The sequence below is a fragment of the Streptomyces sp. NPDC041135 genome (genome assembly GCF_055592085.1).
Window position 1 is genome coordinate 810,391 of the sequence record NZ_JBVIYZ010000002.1, and the last position, 16,790, is coordinate 827,180.

Annotated in this window: 13 protein-coding genes and 2 pseudogenes; 10 read left to right on the forward strand and 5 right to left on the reverse strand. The window is 70.7% G+C overall.

Annotated elements, in window-relative coordinates:
• Positions 1-61: 61 nt before the first annotated feature.
• The 3 genes and pseudogenes from mscL to ACZ6CZ_RS07885 all read left to right on the forward strand — a co-directional run.
• Positions 62-505, forward strand: a complete 444-nt coding sequence (gene mscL, locus ACZ6CZ_RS07875) for a large conductance mechanosensitive channel protein MscL (RefSeq protein ID WP_469016289.1) — start codon at positions 62-64, stop codon at positions 503-505.
• 174 nt (positions 506-679) lie between these two features.
• Positions 680-1,792, forward strand: coding sequence for an AI-2E family transporter (locus ACZ6CZ_RS07880; protein WP_469016292.1), 1,113 nt, complete (start codon positions 680-682; stop codon positions 1,790-1,792).
• 912 nt (positions 1,793-2,704) lie between these two features.
• Positions 2,705-3,022, forward strand: a pseudogene (locus ACZ6CZ_RS07885) (lamin tail domain-containing protein); the annotation flags it as partial.
• A gap of 264 nt (positions 3,023-3,286) precedes the next feature.
• Here the strand turns inward: ACZ6CZ_RS07885 and ACZ6CZ_RS07890 are convergent.
• Both ACZ6CZ_RS07890 and ACZ6CZ_RS07895 read right to left on the reverse strand, forming a co-directional pair.
• Positions 3,287-5,599 carry an FdhF/YdeP family oxidoreductase gene (locus ACZ6CZ_RS07890; RefSeq protein ID WP_469016295.1) on the reverse strand — a complete coding sequence of 771 codons (2,313 nt, stop codon included), beginning with the start codon at positions 5,597-5,599 and terminating at the stop codon, positions 3,287-3,289.
• Positions 5,600-5,635: 36 nt separating this feature from the next.
• Entirely contained in the window at positions 5,636-6,256 is a 621-nt protein-coding gene (locus tag ACZ6CZ_RS07895; RefSeq protein WP_469016297.1) for an SRPBCC family protein, read from the reverse strand.
• Positions 6,257-6,864: 608 nt separating this feature from the next.
• Between ACZ6CZ_RS07895 and ACZ6CZ_RS07900 the strand changes: the two genes are divergently transcribed.
• Positions 6,865-7,101: a hypothetical protein gene (locus ACZ6CZ_RS07900; RefSeq protein WP_469016299.1), complete on the forward strand. Its 237-nt coding sequence runs from the start codon at positions 6,865-6,867 to the stop codon at positions 7,099-7,101.
• A 163-nt stretch (positions 7,102-7,264) separates the two neighbouring features.
• Here the strand turns inward: ACZ6CZ_RS07900 and ACZ6CZ_RS07905 are convergent, their stop codons facing one another.
• Together ACZ6CZ_RS07905 and ACZ6CZ_RS07910 are read right to left on the reverse strand one after the other, a co-directional pair.
• Positions 7,265-7,843 (reverse strand): hypothetical protein, encoded by a 579-nt coding sequence (locus ACZ6CZ_RS07905; protein WP_469016302.1) that lies wholly within the window; start codon positions 7,841-7,843, stop codon positions 7,265-7,267.
• A gap of 503 nt (positions 7,844-8,346) precedes the next feature.
• On the reverse strand, positions 8,347-8,865 hold the full coding sequence (locus tag ACZ6CZ_RS07910; RefSeq protein ID WP_469016305.1) for an HAD domain-containing protein: 519 nt from the start codon (positions 8,863-8,865) through the stop codon (positions 8,347-8,349).
• A 251-nt stretch (positions 8,866-9,116) separates the two neighbouring features.
• Here ACZ6CZ_RS07910 and ACZ6CZ_RS07915 point away from each other — a divergent pair.
• The 4 genes and pseudogenes from ACZ6CZ_RS07915 to ACZ6CZ_RS07930 all read left to right on the forward strand — a co-directional run.
• Positions 9,117-9,300 (forward strand): annotated as a pseudogene (locus ACZ6CZ_RS07915) (GNAT family N-acetyltransferase); the annotation flags it as partial.
• Positions 9,301-9,385: 85 nt separating this feature from the next.
• Positions 9,386-10,252, forward strand: a complete 867-nt coding sequence (locus ACZ6CZ_RS07920; RefSeq protein ID WP_469016308.1) for an SDR family oxidoreductase — start codon at positions 9,386-9,388, stop codon at positions 10,250-10,252.
• A 615-nt stretch (positions 10,253-10,867) separates the two neighbouring features.
• Positions 10,868-11,341, forward strand: coding sequence for a hypothetical protein (locus ACZ6CZ_RS07925; RefSeq protein ID WP_469016310.1), 474 nt, complete (start codon positions 10,868-10,870; stop codon positions 11,339-11,341).
• A 536-nt stretch (positions 11,342-11,877) separates the two neighbouring features.
• Positions 11,878-12,723 (forward strand): DUF3626 domain-containing protein, encoded by an 846-nt coding sequence (locus ACZ6CZ_RS07930; protein WP_469016313.1) that lies wholly within the window; start codon positions 11,878-11,880, stop codon positions 12,721-12,723.
• A gap of 355 nt (positions 12,724-13,078) precedes the next feature.
• Here ACZ6CZ_RS07930 and ACZ6CZ_RS07935 read toward each other — a convergent pair whose 3' ends face one another.
• The gene (locus tag ACZ6CZ_RS07935; protein ID WP_469016315.1) at positions 13,079-14,671 is read right to left on the reverse strand and encodes an MFS transporter; all 1,593 of its coding nucleotides are present in this window, start codon (positions 14,669-14,671) and stop codon (positions 13,079-13,081) included.
• A 313-nt stretch (positions 14,672-14,984) separates the two neighbouring features.
• Here ACZ6CZ_RS07935 and ACZ6CZ_RS07940 point away from each other — a divergent pair, with 313 nt between their 5' ends.
• Positions 14,985-16,016: a permease gene (locus tag ACZ6CZ_RS07940; RefSeq protein WP_469016318.1), complete on the forward strand. Its 1,032-nt coding sequence runs from the start codon at positions 14,985-14,987 to the stop codon at positions 16,014-16,016.
• A complete protein-coding gene (locus ACZ6CZ_RS07945; protein ID WP_469016321.1) occupies positions 16,013-16,768 on the forward strand; it encodes a TIGR03943 family putative permease subunit in 756 nt (251 codons plus the stop codon). Before ACZ6CZ_RS07940 ends, ACZ6CZ_RS07945 begins: the two co-directional genes overlap by 4 nt.
• Positions 16,769-16,790 lie beyond the last annotated feature (22 nt).

Below are 16,790 nucleotides of genomic sequence, written 5' to 3' on the forward strand. Positions count from 1 at the left end.
ATGGGCTGACCGCGCCTTCGGTGCCGCCCGTCGACGTCAAAAGCCTCTGAGGAGTGAGAAGGTGAAAGGCTTCCGCAGCTTCATCCTGCGCGGCAACGTGGTCGACCTGGCCGTCGGCATCGTCATCGGGGCAGCGTTCACCGCCGTGGTGAACGGCTTCGTCAGCGCCTTCCTCACGCCACTCGTCGGGCTGGCCACCGGCGCCACCGGCGACATGAGGCACAAGACCTTCACCGCGGGCGCCATCAAGTTCCCCTACGGTGCCTTCGTCAACGCGGCGATCAGCTTCCTCCTCGTCGCCAGCGCCCTGTACTTCCTGGTCGTGCTCCCGATCAACAAGCTCCACGAACGCCTTGCCCCGCACCAAGACGTCCAGGCCCCCAAGCGGGACTGCCCCGAATGCCTCAGCCCCGTACCCGCCCAGGCCCGACGCTGCGCCTCCTGCACCGTCGCCCTGCCCGCCGTACCCGCGCAGGCCGGAGAGACCACCCAGCGCGCCGGGTGACCCGGTCTCCATGACCCAACCTGGGTCGGCGGTGGTGGGAGCGCTCCCATGACGGTGGAGGGAGCGCGAGCCTCAACCCCGGCCACCCGAACGGAGGCGACGGTGTGCCGCTGCACAGCGACCCGCTGATCGGGGGACCGTTTCCCCCGGTCGGACCCGGGCACCCCTTGCCTCATGCAGACGCGCCCCGTTCCGGTACGGACCATCCTCGCTGCCATCGGTCTGGTGCTCGCCACCTATCTCGGGCTGCAGCTGGTGGTGCAGACCCGCCAGGTGCTGGTCTGGACGGTGATCGCCTTGTTCTTCGCCGTGGCCCTCCACCCCGCGGTCGACGCCGTCGAGCGGCGCCTGACGCGCTGCCGCCGCTCCGTGGCCACGCTGCTGGTCTTCCTTCTCGCCGTCGCGGTCATCGGGGCGCTGGTCGCGCTGTTCGTGACGCCCCTGGCCCACGAAGGAAGCCGTCTGGCCGGCGGGCTGCCCAAGATGATCGAGGACGCCCGGGCCGGCCGCGGACCGGCCGGAAAGCTGCTGGAGCGGACACACGCGCTGTCCTACGTGCAGCAGCACCAGAAACAGATCCACTCCTTCGCCACCGGGCTCGGCACACCCGCCCTTGCCATCGTCCGCAGCGCCGCGACCACGGTGGCGGGAGCGATCACCATATTCGTCCTCGCCTACCTGATGGTCCTGGAGGGACCCAAGATCGTGAACGGCGCGCTGGCCCTGGTCGACGAGCCGCGCGCCGCCCGCATCCGCCGTGTCGGAGCCGAATGCGCCCGCACCGTCACCGGCTACCTCACCGGCAACCTCCTGATCAGTGTCATCTGCGGGGTGCTGACGTACGTGGTCCTGCTGATCGCCGGAGTACCGTTCGCCGGCCTGCTCGCCCTGTTCGTGGCCCTCGCCGACCTGATCCCGCTGGTGGGCGCCACCCTCGGCGCCGTCGTCGCCGCACTGGCGGCGTTCGTCCACTCCGTACCTGCGGGGATCGCGGCCGTGGTCTTCTTCATCGTCTACCAGCAGCTCGAGAACCATCTGCTGCAGCCGGTCATCCTGTCCCGCACGGTCAAGTTGAACCCCCTCACCGTGCTGCTGGCCATCCTGATCGCCGTCGAACTCGCAGGAATCCTCGGCGCCCTGCTGGCCATTCCCGTCGCCGGCATGATCCAGGTCATCCTGCGCGACATCTGGACGCACCGCGACGGACGCCCGCTGCGCCTGCCCATGCGCCCGGACGACGTCTCCGACACGCCCGCCACGCACAACGCGGGCGGCGACACGGCCTGAGGGTCCTTCCGCCGCTGAGGCGGGGTCCCGCCGGGCGAGGTGCCCTGGAGTCCGCGTGCCGATCGGCCGTCCGCCACCGGTGCACGACGGCCATCCGCAAGGGCGGCCCGGACCACTGGGAAACCGAGCGCATGCTGAGGTCCGCTACCTGGGCGGGGGAGGGAAAGGTTCCTGTACGTCCGCTCGTGGAGCGCCCAGTCCATGACCGCGTCCCTGCGCATTCCCACCTGCGCGAGGTGACATCCCGCCGCCGGAGCAGGGTCGTGCGGTCGCCCTGGCAGACCGTGAACAGGCAGGTCCGGATATCTGGATCGCCGCCGTCCGCCGCCCACCCCCCCGCAGGTCACGCGCGGCCCGGGCCCGGGCGGAGACTGGCCTGCCGTCCGCTCGTCCCGGCTCCCAGCGTCGAAGCCGGTGGCCGACTGCCGCTTGCGGGCGGCCGCGGCCGTATGGGGGATTCTGTTACTCACTCCCGGGTGAACGCGTTCCCGCTGGTCGGTGGCGTGCGTCGGCGGATGCCCGCTCGAGGCCCGAAGCCCCACGGCGCGACGGTGTGATGAGCCGTCACCCGCACGCATTCGATGCATAAATGGACGTTACAGGCGACTGCCACAGAAACCTGCTGGATCTGTAATCACCTTCGCATTTCCCACGCCAGGTGGGGGTGCGGGCGGCATGGTGTGCGTGTGCGGCTGACCGGCCGCACACCAGCACAACGCAACCGGCTCCACCTGCGGATTTCCCTGGCGCAGGTGACCGGTGCGCGCACCCGCTCGAAGGGGGACACTCGTGTCCGCACTCTCTTCCGTCCGTCGTCTGACCGCCGCTGCCGGTGTCGCGGCCGCTGCCGTGGGGGCTGTGGCTCTGCCGGCCGCGGCCGCCGACCACCACCCCGGCCGCTCCCACGCGCACGTGATCATCAGCGACGTGCAGTACAACCCCCCGGGACGCGACGACCGCTCCAACCGCTCCCTCAACGCGCAGTGGGTGGACGTCACCAACACCGGACGCCGTTCGGTCAACCTGCACGGCTGGACCCTCCAGGACGAGGACGGCCAGACCTACACCTTCCACTACCTGCGTCTGGAAGGGCATTCCACCGTCCGCGTTCACACCGGCACCGGCCGCGACACTCGTGCCGACGTCTTCCAGGACCGCCACGACTACGTGTGGGACACGGACTCCGACACCGCGACCCTGCGCAACGACTACGGCCGCTTCATCGACGACGCCTCCTGGGGCCGCGACCACCGCCACGGCGGCGGCCACCGCGACCACGACGGTGACCGCAACCGCCACGGCGGCGACCACCGCGACCACGACGGTGACCGCAACCGCGACGGCGGCGACCACCGCCACGGCGGCCACCGTGAGGGAAACCAAGCCGCGCGAGGTGACGCCTGGCCGCCGGCCGGTCATGGAGATCGCGGGGACCGACCAGCGGCTCATCGGCCGGCGGTCGACCCGCCGCCGGCCCGGCGTCGTCGGCCCCGGTCAGACGGGTGCCGGCCGGGATCGGTCGCCCGCGGGTTCGAGACGGACGACGATGCCCTTCGACGCGGGCTGGTTGCTCATGTCGGCGACGCTGTCGAGCGGCACCAGGACGTTCGTCTCCGGATAGTAGGCGGCGGCCGAACCCTTGGCCGCCGGGTAGGACACGACCTCGAAGTTCTCGGCCCGGCGCTCGGTGCCGTCCTGCCAGACGCTCACCAGGTCCACCCGATCGCCCTGGGCGAGGCCGAGTTCGGACAGGTCGGCCGGGTTGACGAGGACGACGAGGCGGCTGCCGTGAATGCCGCGGTAACGGTCGTTGTCGGTGTACGGGACGGTGTTCCACTGGTCGTGCGAGCGCAGGGTCTGCAGCAGCAGGTGCCCCTCGGGGGCCACGGGGACCACCCGCTCGTTGCAGGTGAACCGGGCCTTGCCGGTCTCGGTCCGGAACACGCCCTCGTTGACCGGGTTGGGCAGCTGGAAGCCTCCCGGACGGGTCACCCGGGCGTTGAAGTCGTGGAAGCCCGGCACGATCCGGGAGATGCTGTCGCGGATGGTGTTGTAGTCGCCCTCGAACCTGGCCCAGGGGATGTTCCCCTCGCCGTCGAGGCTCAGCCGGGCGAGCCGGCTCAGGATGGCGACCTCGCTCAGCAGCATGCGCGAGGCCGGTTCGAGTCGTCCCTGGGAGGTGTGCACCTCGCTCATGGAGTTCTCGACGGTGACGAACTGCTCGCCGTCGGCCTGGACGTCACGCTCGGTGCGTCCCAGCGTCGGCAGGATCAGGGCGGTGTCGCCGCAGACGGTGTGCGAGCGGTTGAGCTTGGTGGAGATGTGGGCGGTCAGCCGGCACGAGCGCATCGCCTTCTCGGTGACCTCGCTGTCGGGCGCTGCGCGTACGAAGTTGCCGGCCAGGGCGAGGAAGACCTTGACGCGGCCCTCCAGCATCGCCTTGATCGATTTCACCGAGTCCAGGCCGTGCAGGCGCGGCGGGTCGAAGCCGAACTCCTTCTGCAGGGCGTCCAGGAAGGTGTCCGGCATCTGCTCCCAGATGCCCATGGTGCGGTCGCCCTGGACGTTGCTGTGGCCGCGTACCGGGCAGACGCCGGTGCCGGCACGCCCCAGGTTGCCACGCAGCATCAGGAAGTTGACGATCTCCCGGATGGTGGGCACGGCGTGCTTGTGCTGGGTGATGCCCATCGCCCAGCACACGACGACGCGTTCGCTCCGCAGGACCTCGTCGCGGACCCTCTCGATCTCCTCACGGGTCAGTCCCGTAGCCGCGCGCACGTCGTCCCAGTCGACGGTGCGCGCGTGCCGGGTGAACTCCTCGAAACCGGAGGTGTGGGCGTTGATGAAGTCGTGGTCCAGGACGGTGCCGGGACGCGCGTCCTCCGCCTCCAGCAGCAGCACGTTCAGTGCCTGGAACAGGGCGAGGTCCCCGCCCGGCTTGATGTGCAGGAAGCGGTCGGCGATCTGGGTGCCCCGCCCCACGACCCCGCGCGGCTTCTGCGGGTTCTTGAAGCGTCGCAGCCCCGCCTCCGGCAGCGGATTCACCGCCACGATGCGGCCGCCGTTGCGCTTGGCCTCCTCCAGGGCCGAGAGCTGCCGCGGGTGGTTGCTGCCCGGGTTCTGCCCCACCACGAAGATCAGGTCCGCGTGGTGGAGGTCGTCGAGACTCACGGTGCCCTTGCCGACACCGAGCGTCTCGTTCAGGGCGAAGCCGCTGGATTCGTGACACATGTTGCTGCAGTCGGGCAGGTTGTTGGTGCCGAACGCGCGGGCGAAGAGCTGGAAGACGAAGGCCGCTTCGTTGCTGGCCCGGCCGGAGGTGTAGAAGACCGCCTCGTCGGGCGAGTCCAGCCCCCTCAGTTCCCGTGCGAGGACGCCCAGGGCGTCGTTCCAGCCGACGGGCTCGTAGTGGTCCGATCCGGGTCGCTTGATCATCGGCTCGGTGAGCCGGCCCTGCTGGTTGAGCCACATGTCGGAACGGGCGGCCAGATCGGACACGCTGTGCTCGCGGAAGAAGTCGGCGGTGATCCGGCGCGTCGTGGCCTCGTCGTTGATGTGCTTGGCGCCGTTCTCGCAGTACTCGTTGCGATGGCGCCGGCCCGGGGCGGGGTCCGCCCACGCGCAGCCGGGGCAGTCGATTCCGCCCACCTGGTTCATGGTGAGCAGGTCGACCCCGGTCTTGCGCGGGGAGGTCTGCTCCAGGGAGTACTCCAGCGCGTGCACGACGGCGGGGACCCCGGCCGCCCACTTCTTCGGCGGTGTCACGGAGAGGGAGGTCTCCGGCTCTTCACCGGGCGGGTTCTGCATCGCTTGGCCTTTCTCTTGCCGTGTGCGGTACGCGGGTCAGCCGACGGGCCACTGGGCGACACGGCTCCTGGGCGGTTCCGCGGTGTCGTGCTGAACACGGCCGTTGCGGATGGTGCCGCGCCAGGCGCCACCCTCCTGGCCGAGCCCTTCGATGAAGTGCTTGAAGTTCACCAGCTCCCCGCGCACCAGTCGGGCGGTCAGCCCCGTGACCCTGGACGAGCGGGTGAGGACCTTCGCGGCCCCGTGCGGTCGCAGGAGCATCCGGACCGTGATCGCGGTGCCACCGGACTCCGTCGGCCTGAACTCGATCTCGCCCTCGTGGGTGGGGTGCTGCTCCAGGCCGCGCCAGGCCAGGTAGGCGTCGGGGTCCTGTTCCACGATCTCGACCGAGAAACGGTGGCGCAGGGGGCCGTAGCCGATGGTCCACGCGGTGACGGTGGGCCTGACCTGCTCGACATCGCGCACCACGGTCGAGAAGCGCGGGAACGTCTTGAACTGCGTCCACTGGTTGTAGGCCGTGCGGACCGGCACCGCGACCTCGACCGTCTCCTCGACGTGCCGCTCGCGCAGCGGACGGCGGCGTCCGACGCCGTCGCCATCGGTGCGCATACCCGGGGTGTTCGGCACGGCCCGCCCGTCGTCCTCTTCGTGCGCCATCATGGTCCTTCTTCCGGTGAGAAAGCCGCGCGTCCGGGCACCCGGCCCTCCCTCGTGGGTCAGGGCATCACTCCCGGTTCCCCGATCCCGGCTTTCGAGTCACCCCACGGCGTCGGCGTCCTGGGTGCGGGCCCGATCGCGAGAAGGGTGCCGGGCCCGGGACGCGAAAGGGGCGCCGGACACGGGCTTCTCCCCGTGCCGGCTGTCACCCCCAGCTTCACCCCGGGCACGGCCACCCGCCACTCCCCGTACCCCGGCAGGCGGCCGCACCCCGGTTGCCGCTTCGCCGTCGCCGCGGCGGACCCGACCGTTGTCCGGGTGGTCGGGGTCGTCGTAGAGGGAGGTGATCACCTTGCTCCTCAGCGAGCAAGAGGCCCGCGCGGAAGCGGAGGAGGTGCGGCGCCGTGCCGCTGAGCGGGAGGCGGGAGGCGCAGCGCCCCTTGCGCAAGCGGTGCGGAAGAAGTCCGCGCGGGCAGCACTCCAGAACGGACCGGACCATCGCCGTCGGGGCGACGCTGCCGGGGCGACCACAGGCCCGACCCATGAGGCCGACCGCGCGGGGCGTGTCCGATGTGACACCAAATTCGAACACGCGATCTAATAGCGGTATGGACGTGAACGACTTCCCCGACGACCTGGTGCAGACGCAAGCCGCCTGGAACGCCACCTACCAAGCACTCGCCGCACCTCGCCCCCACGACACCACCACCCTGCGCCGCCGCCTGCTGCTCCTGTCCGTACGGCTGTGGTGGCACCCCTACTGGGAGACCGTCCCCTCGGCGCCGACGGCGCGCTCCGAGCTGCGCCGGCTGGCCCGCGCCCGGCGAGCCGCCCAGGCCGCGTGACCGCGCGCCTCGGGCGACCAGGAGCCCGAAGGACGGTCGTGCGGGCCGCGCAGCACCTCGCGCCACCGTTGGAGCGACATCCAGCGCAACAGATGAGCGCAACCCTTGGCGCAACCCCGTGTCCGCGCAGATCACCGGATGGTTTCGCCGTGGCCGGCCCGCCTCAGGAGTAGGTCATCGGGCAGCCGTACCGCAGGGAGTACTGCGCGGCGCGCAGGTAGAGCGCCACGTAGAAGGCTGCGTCCCGGTCCTCGGCCCACGGTCCCGGCCGCACCCGGGCGGTCCGCTCCGCCCCGCCCTCCAGGAACCACAGGCTCAGCGCGAGGTTCTCACCCGCCGGTATCGCGTCCACGGGCAGTGCGACGGCACCGGCCAGCCGCTCGGCCAGGGCGAGCACCCGCGGGGCCCCGGCGACCAGCGTCTCCTCGCCGGAGTACGCGGTGGCGACGGGCAGCACGATCTCCTCCTCCAGCGCGAACGGCACCAGCACGCTCCAGTCGAGGAGGGCCCACAGCTCCGCGTCGGTCAGCCGAGTCCTGCACAGGGCCACGAAGCCGTCCATGGACGGGCTGACCTTCTCCTCGAACCAGCCCGGCGCTTCCCCTGCGGCCTGCCGCAGCTCGTACGGGGGCAGCCCGCGCCGCTCCAGCTCGGTGTTCAGCGCGGCGGCGACGTCCCCGTACCCGTCCTCCCCCGGCTGCGACCAGTCCTGCGCGGCGACACTCACCAGATAGACACCCATGATCGCAACGTACCGACCGCCACTGACAACGTCCCGGCCCCTCCAGACAGCCAGCCTGAACGCGTGCCTGGACAGGCAGGGGATCGCGCTCCCGCGACCGTGTGCGGCGCCGGAGGCGCCCTGGCCGCGGACCGTGCGCGTACCCGCCGCCGCACTCGGGGTCGCTAGGCGGGGCCGGGGAAGCGGAGTGAGGGGCCGGGGGAGAGGAGTGCGGGGCTGGGGGAGTCGGGGCCGGGGGAGGAGTCAGCAGTGGGGTAGAGCGTGGCGAGCTGCTCTAGCAGGGGCGGGTACGCCTTCACAAGGCCACCGGTTACGGGGCAGACCGACCGCCGCGCCGCGACCGCTCGAACCGTGCCCCTGTCAAGACGACCGTCGTGGTACGCGGGTCACCTCGGGCGGCTCAGCCGCACGGCCGCAGGAACCTGGCCATCCAGGTCAGCTCGAGCCGTCCCCCACAGCGCAACCAGGTCATTCCCGCGGCCTCCGCACGTTCGCCAACCGTGTCAGACCATCTGTCGCAGCCACGAGTCGAGAGCCGCATAGTCGCGGTCCGTCAGCCCATGGCGGGGATCAACACGGTGCAGCAGGGCTCGCCCCTGATGATGGGCAGCAACCCAGGACCGATCGGCATCGCTGATCTCGTCGTCCACCCATGCGAACGGACGTCCCGCAGCCCATTCGACCAGGGCACGGGTCTTCCAATGCAGTCCGTTCCGTTCGTCCTGCTCATCAACATCGGACGGCTCCGGCCAGATCACCATCGCCAGCTGAGGCAGACCGATGCGGGGCGCGATGCACTCGTTCGCGTCCGCCATCCATGTCGTTGCCCAGACCACCTCGCACGGGAGCGCCGCCAGCCGGGGACCGTGATCCGGATTGACCCTGGCCAGGAGCGGACTCGTGTCAGCGGGCAGTTCGGGACCCGTAGTGTAGGTCGGATACGGCTGTGACACCGCGCCGAACGGGATGAGCGGCCCATCGACATCGAGAAACAGCAGTGCACGCTGCACGGAACCAGTCACGGGAGCACGATAGCGACGGATCCCACTGGCGAACGCCTTCGTGCACCAGCCCGACATCCGACATCCGACCACCGCCTCACCCGCTGCTCTGTCTCGCGCACGGGTGCAGTGAGGACCGGTCGATACGCTGGTTGATGGATCACCCGGTCTACCGGGCGGTGAGAACCAGCAGGCCAAGGCCCAGCTGCGGGCCTCACACCTGCTGGAGTCCCAGATGGGATACCGCTCGGGCGACTCCCGACGGGCCGAACCGAGACCGTGCGGCGTTCATCGAGCTGCACGCCTCGCCCGAGGTGCACACCTACCTCGGCGATCCCCGCCCGCGTGACGAACTTGAGCGCGAGATGCCCCGCTGCCGTGGGAAAGGTCGATCTCGGCTACCTGTTCCTGCTGCGGGCGTGGGGAGGTTGGATGCGCGCCGCTTGTGCTTCCGCGCGCCCCTACTGGCCGGAGCACGAAGCTGCCACCATCGCCCTGCGCGGCTCACGGCCGCGGCCACGGACACGGCGACGGGGGACGCATGACGCGGCGATGGCTGGTGACGGGGTGCTCTTCAGGGCTGGGGCAGGCGCTGGCGGGCGCCGCCGCGGATGCCGGCGACCTGGTGATCGCCACCGCCCGCAGGCCCGCCACCATGAATGACCTGGCTGACCGGTACCCGGACCGGGTGTCGGCGGTGGCTTTGGACGTGTGCGACGCCGAGCAGTGCGAAGCCGCGGTCGCCCACGCGGTCGATCGCTTCGGCGGCGTCGACGTGCTGGTGAACAACGCCGGGTCAGGGTTGTTCGGCGCGGTCGAAGAGGTATCCGACGACGAACTGCGCCAGCAACTCGAGGTGCTGACTGTCGCACCGTGGCGACTCACCCGCTTGGTGCTACCTCTGATGCGCCGTCAGGGCTTCGGGCACGTCGTCAACGTCTCCTCGATCGCCGGACGGATGGGGCTGCCGGGTCTGTCCGCCTATGTGACGGGCAAGTACGCACTGGAAGGGATGAGTCAGGCTCTGGCAGCGGAAGTCGCGCCCTTCGGCATCCGGGTGCACGCCGTCGAGCCCGGCGGATTCGCCACCCGCTACGGCACCTCGCTGGCCGAGGCCGCCGGCCGCATACAGGCCTACGCGCAGAGCACGGGAGACGTCGAGGCAGGCCTGCGGGGCATGCCCGGCAACCCCGGGCTGAGCCAGCCCGAAGTCTTCGCTCACCACGTCCTGCGCCTGGTGGCGTCGCCCACGGCACCACTGCGCGTGCCGATCGGCGCGGACGCCTACGACTTCCTGGAGGCGGTCGAGGCCGCGGGCCGTGCGGAGTTGGCGGCCGCGCACGCCTTCGTACACGATCCCGCCGAGCGCCCGGGAGCAGACGCGGCACCCGTGACGCCCACTGTGTGACGCCCGTACCCGTGGTGACCCGCGCCCGCCGTCCTACCGGCCGGACGAGAGCGGCCTGACCTTCACCCAACGCCTGCGCCGCGAACGCCCGGCCGCCGACCTCATTCTGGCCACTGCGGACAACCGTTCCGCCTCTGTAGAGACAGCCCGTCCTATCCCTGCTGCTGTGCAGCCGTCCATGCCTCGGGACCCGCCGCTCCCGCAGCGGGCGAGGCGCTGCTGGGGCCGCCCGAACGCGAGCCGGCCCGGTGGATGGATGCGCCCCCGTCCTCCGGAGAATCGACGAGGCCCGCCGGGCGTGCGCCAACTGTCTCGGCTCTGAGAACGGTGCTGGTACAGCTCGGGATGGCCACCTCAAGTCCAGCTCAGAAGAATGATCACCCGCTTGATCAGGGCATGACCCTTCCGTAGTGTCCTGAGTGCCGCCTGTGACCAGGGTGGATCTGCATCGGGGGAGGCACATGCGTTTCGGCATGCGCCGAACTGCCTTCGCTGGGTGTCGTGAAAGAAGTGGGGACGCAAGGGCGGGGGCTGCGGTAGTCCAACCCTCGTCGAGAGCGGCACCGCAACCCTCCCGGCGAGGGAAACGGGCTGGAAGTATTGGGAGACCTCCTCATGAAGCCTGTTCCGCAGTGGGTGCTTGGCACCGCGCTTGTGCCGGTGTTGTCCTTGACTGCATGCACGTCCGACAAGGATCCTGCTGCTCACCGCTCCACAACAGCGCCCTCGCATGCAAGCGCTTCTCCGTCTGCCGAGGAAAAGCTTGCTGCGCAGGCCGAGTCGGCTCTCAATGCCGTCGCCGGGCAAGGCAAGACCATGGTCGAGTCAGGAGTGGAACGCGTCTCCGACGGCATGCACACCCAGCCTGACCTCTCTACGGGCCATTCCTACAAGCTGACGGTCGTCTGCGCCGGGAAGGGCAATGCAGAGATCGTGTTCACACCGAGCAGGGCTGCAGCGGCAAAGCCGGTGCCCTGCGATGGCTCCGTGGTGTTCGGGCCTTTCACCAGCACGAAGGACCTGAAGATCGACGTGCGAGGTAAGGCGCGGGCAACTGGGATGATTGCCTGGCGTATCAACACGAGCTAGAGCCGTCTTGCGGCCGCATCCGTGCTCAGCGGCATGTGTGGCGGCAATGAACGGTCCGGCGTTGGGGACCAGGAGCACTGTTCGATCTGGTCCCCAATCGGGGCCGACCAGGACCGGCACGGGGGTGCGTGCTGATGATGACAGACGACGAACGACTCGGCATGGGCGTGCGAAGGCACACTGTTCGGCGTCGCGCTCGTGCTGTCGGCCGCCGGGTGAGCAGGCGCCGCCGCCAGCGACGAGGAGGCGGTGTCTCCGCGCCGACAACCGCGCCTTCGAGGTACCCGTCGGCATGTTGCAAGGCCCTCGTATGCTCGCCAGAGGGCTGGACCAGGAGGCGTTGCCGAGGACGGTACGCCGGGGGCGAGTGCGGCAAGGGCGGGACGCCGACGCTTTCCCCGGGATGGGAGGGGGCCGCCCGTGTGTGCGGCCGTCTGCGCTGTTCAGGTGCGGTTTCTGAAGCGATGAGCTGATTGCCGGGTAGCAGTCGCCATATTGAGGTGCGTTGGTACCAGCGACTTGTGCAGACTCCAGGCATGGCTGCTGATACCGCCGTCTCGGTTCACGGGAGGGCTCTGCGACATGTCGCGGCTTCGTCGAGGGGGAAGCGCCTCCCTCCGGACCTGAGGGTGACGATGCATTTTCACCCTGACCGAATCGCGGGGAACCGTCCTCTCCTGATCCAGATGGCTGACGACGGTGTCTACAGGTCACAATTCGTCACAGGAACGAGTAACGGCGGGCTGACCGCGCGTCCGGGCGGAGACCGATGGCGCTGGGAGAGCCGTATCTTCGCCGGCGCGTATGACGACGCCGCACCTGAACAGCGCCCTGTCTACGGTGCGTTGAACTACCGCCGGGATCCCGTCGGCGGTGCCCCGCGATTCGGCTCCTCGTACTTCCGGCTCACGCCTGAGGCTCTCACGCGCGCTACGTTCTGTTACCCGGACAGCTCCGCTGAGCCGTCTTCCTTCGGCGTCGCCGAGCGGTGCTCACTTCTCGAGCTTGCCGAGGCAGCGGACACCGATCCCCTGGACGGTCATATCGAGGCACAGATCCATGGGGCGGTCAGGTTCGACTGTGATGTAGAAGGGCTGGTGCTGGACCCCAGCTATCGCGGTACAGCGGTCGAACACGCGGCAGAGCGTCTGCCGTGCCCAGTCGAATGGCATCCCGGTTTCCGGCTCAGCGTGGCCGAACTGCGTCACCATCCGCACTATCGCGGCCAGGCGTACGTAGATCTGGGAGCCACAATCGCTCGCGGTGGCTGGCTCACCCCCAGGAATATCGGAGACGCTGCCCGCGCAGGTCGATACGCTCTCCAGGACCTCAAGAAGGTCTGGCACTGCCTGGCCCGGTTCGGGAGGCTCAGCGGTTGCTGATGTGCCGTGCTGCGTCCGCCACGTCGGTGTCACGGTTCGAGAGCGGGCGGCGCTCCCGGACGGGATCGGTGAGAGCGGGTCGGCACATCCCCCCGCCCGAGTCCGAAACCGCGGAGCCACCTCATCAGGGACCTTGGACTTGCGCGAGCTCGTCGCCACCCTTGATCACACCGCACTGGCCCACGACGGTTTCTGGGAGACCCTGTGCGCCGACGCAGAGATGGGCGATTACGCGAACTGGATCCCCGGAGTCGACTCTTCACGGCCGCGTGATCTGACCGAGGTCTTGCGGCGGTCAGGGTGCCGATCTTCTGCGCGAGGCACGGTCAGGGACCCCTCGCGCACCGGGGCGCGGTCAGGGTGTCGGGCTCGTGCCGGGGGTGTCCGGGCCCGCGGGGCCCAGGGTGCCCTGACTGGTGCGGCGGGGTTCCAGTGGCGGTGCCAGGACGGAGCCGTGGGTACGGCATTCGGGGCGCCGGCAGTCCGGGGCGGGGCGGCGCACCGTCGTGAAGGCGAGTACCGCGCCGACCACCAGCACGCCCGCGCAGAGCGGCATCGCCCGCCGGAACGCGGCGTCGAAGGCGTCCGCCGAGCGGTACGCCTCCGAGCCCATCCCGGTGAGCACGGGCAGCGCGGCCACGGCGACGAGACCGGCGGCGCGGGCCGCCGCGTTGTTGATGCCGCTCGCCAGCCCGGCCCGCCCGGTGTCCACCGAGGCCAGCACGGTCGCGGTCAGCGGCGCGACCAGGGTGACCATGCCGAGGCCCATCACCACCAGGGCGGGCAGCACGTCCGCGACGTACGAGGCGTCCTTGCCGACCCGCAGCATCAGCAGCATGGCGGTCGCGCACAGCAGGGGGCCGACCGTGAGCGGGATGCGCGGTCCGATCCGCCGGGCCAGTTCGCCAGAGCGGGCGGAGAACAGCAGCATCAGGGCCGTGGTCGGCAGCAGGGCCGTACCGGCTTCGAGGGCGGAGTAGCCCGCCACCACCTGGAGCTGGAGCGCGGTCAGGAAGAAGAAGCCGCCGAAAGCGGCGTAGACGCACAGCGTCACCAGGTTCACGGCCGTGAACTGGCGCGACGCGAAGATGTCCGGCGGCATCATCGGATCGGGCCGCCGCCGCTCGACCCGCACGAAGGCCACGCCCGCCGCCACGCCCGCGACCGCCGTCACCGGCACGAGCACGGAGCCGCTCCGGGCCTCGATCAGGGCGTACGTCACCAGCGCGAGGGCCGCCGCGCCGAGGACGGCCCCGAGGACGTCGAAGCGGCGGTGCGGCGCGGCTTCCCCGCTGTCGGCGTTGCCCGTGTCGAAGGGGCCGGAGGACTCCGGGACGTGCCGCAGGGCGACGGGCACGCAGACCAGCGCGGCGGGGATGTTCAGCAGGAAGACCCAGCGCCAGCCCGGCCCGTCCACCAGCCAGCCGCCGAGGAACGGTCCGACGGCGGCCCCGACGCCCCCGAAGCCCGACCACAGACTGACGGCCCCGGCCCGGTCGTCGGGGTGGAAGGAGGCCTGGATGATCGCCAGCGAACCAGGGGTGAGCAGCGCCCCGCCGACGCCCTGGAGCACGCGGGCCGCGATGAGGATGCCGACGTTCGGCGCGAGCCCGCACATCAGCGAGGCTGCAGCGAACCAGACCACGCCGACGACGAAGATCCTCCGGCGTCCGAAGCGGTCGCCGAGCGAGCCGCCGAGCAGGATCAGCCCGGCCAGCGAGAGCATGTAGCCGTTGACGGTCCACTGGAGGGCGGCGAGGCTCGCGTCCAGGTCACGGCCGATGGCCGGCAGGGCGACGTTGACGACAGTCGAGTCCAGCAGGGCCATGCTGGACCCGAGGACGGTCGTCAGCAGGACCCACTTCCCCGCTGGGGAGGCGACCCGTAGGGCAGGTCCGACGGCGGTGTCGGGTCCGTCGTCCGACGCGTCCCGCTCGGGCACAGCCATACCTCGGAGCATACGGATGGGCCCGGCACCGCGTCGAGTGGGAGGTGACCTGAGACGCCCGCCATCCGGCGGCGTCTGTCTTGTGGCCCGTGGCCACCCCCGACTGCGGTCAGGATGGAGCGCAGCCGGCCATGCCGGCGGGTGAGGCCGGATATCTGCTCCACGAACGTCCGACGTGGGCACTTGGTGTTGCCGTACCGGAACGGGAAAAGACTGTCCCAAGAAGCGGAGCGGTTCGAGCGACGGCCTGAACACCCGCGCCGGAACGCACGTACCGAGTGGGAGGGAGAGAACCAGCCGGAGGTATCAGCGCGTGGCCATCACCGAAGACGCCCCGCCGGGCGCCGACACGCCGGCCCCGGCGCGGCTGCCCGGCGACCGGCCGGGGAAGGAGGGCCGGCGGCTCAGCTCCCCGCTGGTGCTGACCCTGACGCTGGTCCTGGCGGTGCTCGCCCAGTCCCCGATCCGCGGGGCCCTCGGCACCCCGCTGATGCAGAGCTGGATGACGGTGTTCGTGGCCGTGACCGTGCAGGCGCTGCCCTTCCTGGTCCTCGGGGTGCTCCTCTCGGCGGCGATCGCGGTGTTCGTCCCCGCGTCCTTCTTCGCCCGTGCCCTGCCGCGCCGCCCGGCCCTGGCCGTGCCCGTGGCCGGACTGGCGGGGGCGGTGCTGCCGGGCTGTGAGTGCGCGTCGGTACCGGTGGCGGGAGCCCTGGTCCGCCGGGGCGTGACTCCCGCCGCCGCCCTCGCCTTCCTCCTCTCCGCGCCCGCGATCAACCCGATCGTCCTGACCGCCACCGCCGTCGCCTTCCCCCGCCACCCGGAGATGGTCCTGGCCCGGTTCCTCGGAAGCCTGCTGGTGGCCTGCGCGATGGGCTGGCTGTGGCAGCGGCTGGGCCGCACGGACTGGCTGCGTCCACCGGTCCACGGCGCGCACGAGGGCGCGACCAGGGGCGAGACGTTCTGGAACTCGGTCCGCCACGACATCATGCACGCCGGTGGCTTCCTGGTGCTCGGCGCGATGGCCGCGGCCACGCTGAAGGCGGCGACCCCGGCGACCTGGCTGCGCACGGCCGCCGGCAACCCCGCGTTCTCCGTGCTCGCCCTCGCCGTCCTGGCCGTCCTGCTGTCGATCTGCTCGGAGGCGGACGCGTTCGTCGCCGCCTCCCTCACCCAGTTCTCCCCGACGGCCAAGCTGGTGTTCCTGGTGGTGGGCCCGATTATCGACCTCAAGCTCTTCGCGATGCAGGCCGGCACCTTCGGCCGCGCCTTCGCGCTCCGCTTCGCGCCCGCCACCTTCGCACTGGCCGTCACGGGCGCCGTACTGACCGGGACGGTGCTGCTGTGAACCGCCAGGCCCAGGCAGCCGTCATGTTCCTGCTCGGCGTCGCCCTGCTGCACGCGGGCGCCACCGACCTCTACCTGCGCTACGTCAAAGCGGGTCTGCGCCCGCTGCTGCTGGCCTCGGGCGCCGTACTGATCGCGGCGGCGGCGGCGACGGCCTGGTACGAACGCGGGCGCGGCAGGACCGCCGAGAAGAGCCACGCCCACGCCGGGACGCGGGACCGGGCCACCGGCGCCGGCCACACCCACCCCGAACCCCGCATCGCCTGGCTGCTGTTGCTCCCTCTCCTCGCGCTCATCCTGATCGCCCCGCCGGCCCTCGGCTCCTACAGCGCCCTGCGCTCCGGTACGGCACTGCAGAAGCCGTACGGCTACGACACGCTGCCCGCCGGTGACCCGGTCCCGCTCTCCGTGGTCGACTACGCCTCCCGCGCGGCCTACGACCACGGCCGCTCCCTGCACGGCCGCCCCGTCCGCGTCACCGGCTTCCTCGCCCTGGACCACTCGGGCGCCCCCTACCTGGTCCGGATGGCCCTGAACTGCTGTGCCGCGGACGCCCAGCCGGTGAAGATCGCCCTGACCGGTGAACTGCCCCCGGTCCTGCGCCCGGACGCCTGGCTGGAGGTGACGGGCACGTACAGCCCCCGCATGACCCACGACCCGGTCAACAACGGCCCCGTCCCGTACCTGGACGTCACGACGGCCCGTCCGGTCCCGGTGCCGCACGACCCGTACGACGAGACCTGGAACACCTGAAGGCGCCGATGCCGGGACACGG

Excerpts from the sequence above, each read along its gene's own strand:
- ACZ6CZ_RS07880 (WP_469016292.1), top strand. The coding sequence starts at position 680 with ATGCAGACGCGCCCCGTTCCGGTACGGACCATCCTCGCTGCCATCGGT.
- ACZ6CZ_RS07890 (WP_469016295.1), bottom strand. The coding sequence starts at position 5,599 with ATGCAGAACCCGCCCGGTGAAGAGCCGGAGACCTCCCTCTCCGTGACA.
- ACZ6CZ_RS07895 (WP_469016297.1), bottom strand. The coding sequence starts at position 6,256 with ATGGCGCACGAAGAGGACGACGGGCGGGCCGTGCCGAACACCCCGGGT.
- ACZ6CZ_RS07900 (WP_469016299.1), top strand. The coding sequence starts at position 6,865 with ATGGACGTGAACGACTTCCCCGACGACCTGGTGCAGACGCAAGCCGCC.
- ACZ6CZ_RS07905 (WP_469016302.1), bottom strand. The coding sequence starts at position 7,843 with ATGGGTGTCTATCTGGTGAGTGTCGCCGCGCAGGACTGGTCGCAGCCG.
- ACZ6CZ_RS07920 (WP_469016308.1), top strand. The coding sequence starts at position 9,386 with ATGACGCGGCGATGGCTGGTGACGGGGTGCTCTTCAGGGCTGGGGCAG.
- ACZ6CZ_RS07925 (WP_469016310.1), top strand. The coding sequence starts at position 10,868 with ATGAAGCCTGTTCCGCAGTGGGTGCTTGGCACCGCGCTTGTGCCGGTG.
- ACZ6CZ_RS07930 (WP_469016313.1), top strand. The coding sequence starts at position 11,878 with ATGGCTGCTGATACCGCCGTCTCGGTTCACGGGAGGGCTCTGCGACAT.
- ACZ6CZ_RS07935 (WP_469016315.1), bottom strand. The coding sequence starts at position 14,671 with ATGGCTGTGCCCGAGCGGGACGCGTCGGACGACGGACCCGACACCGCC.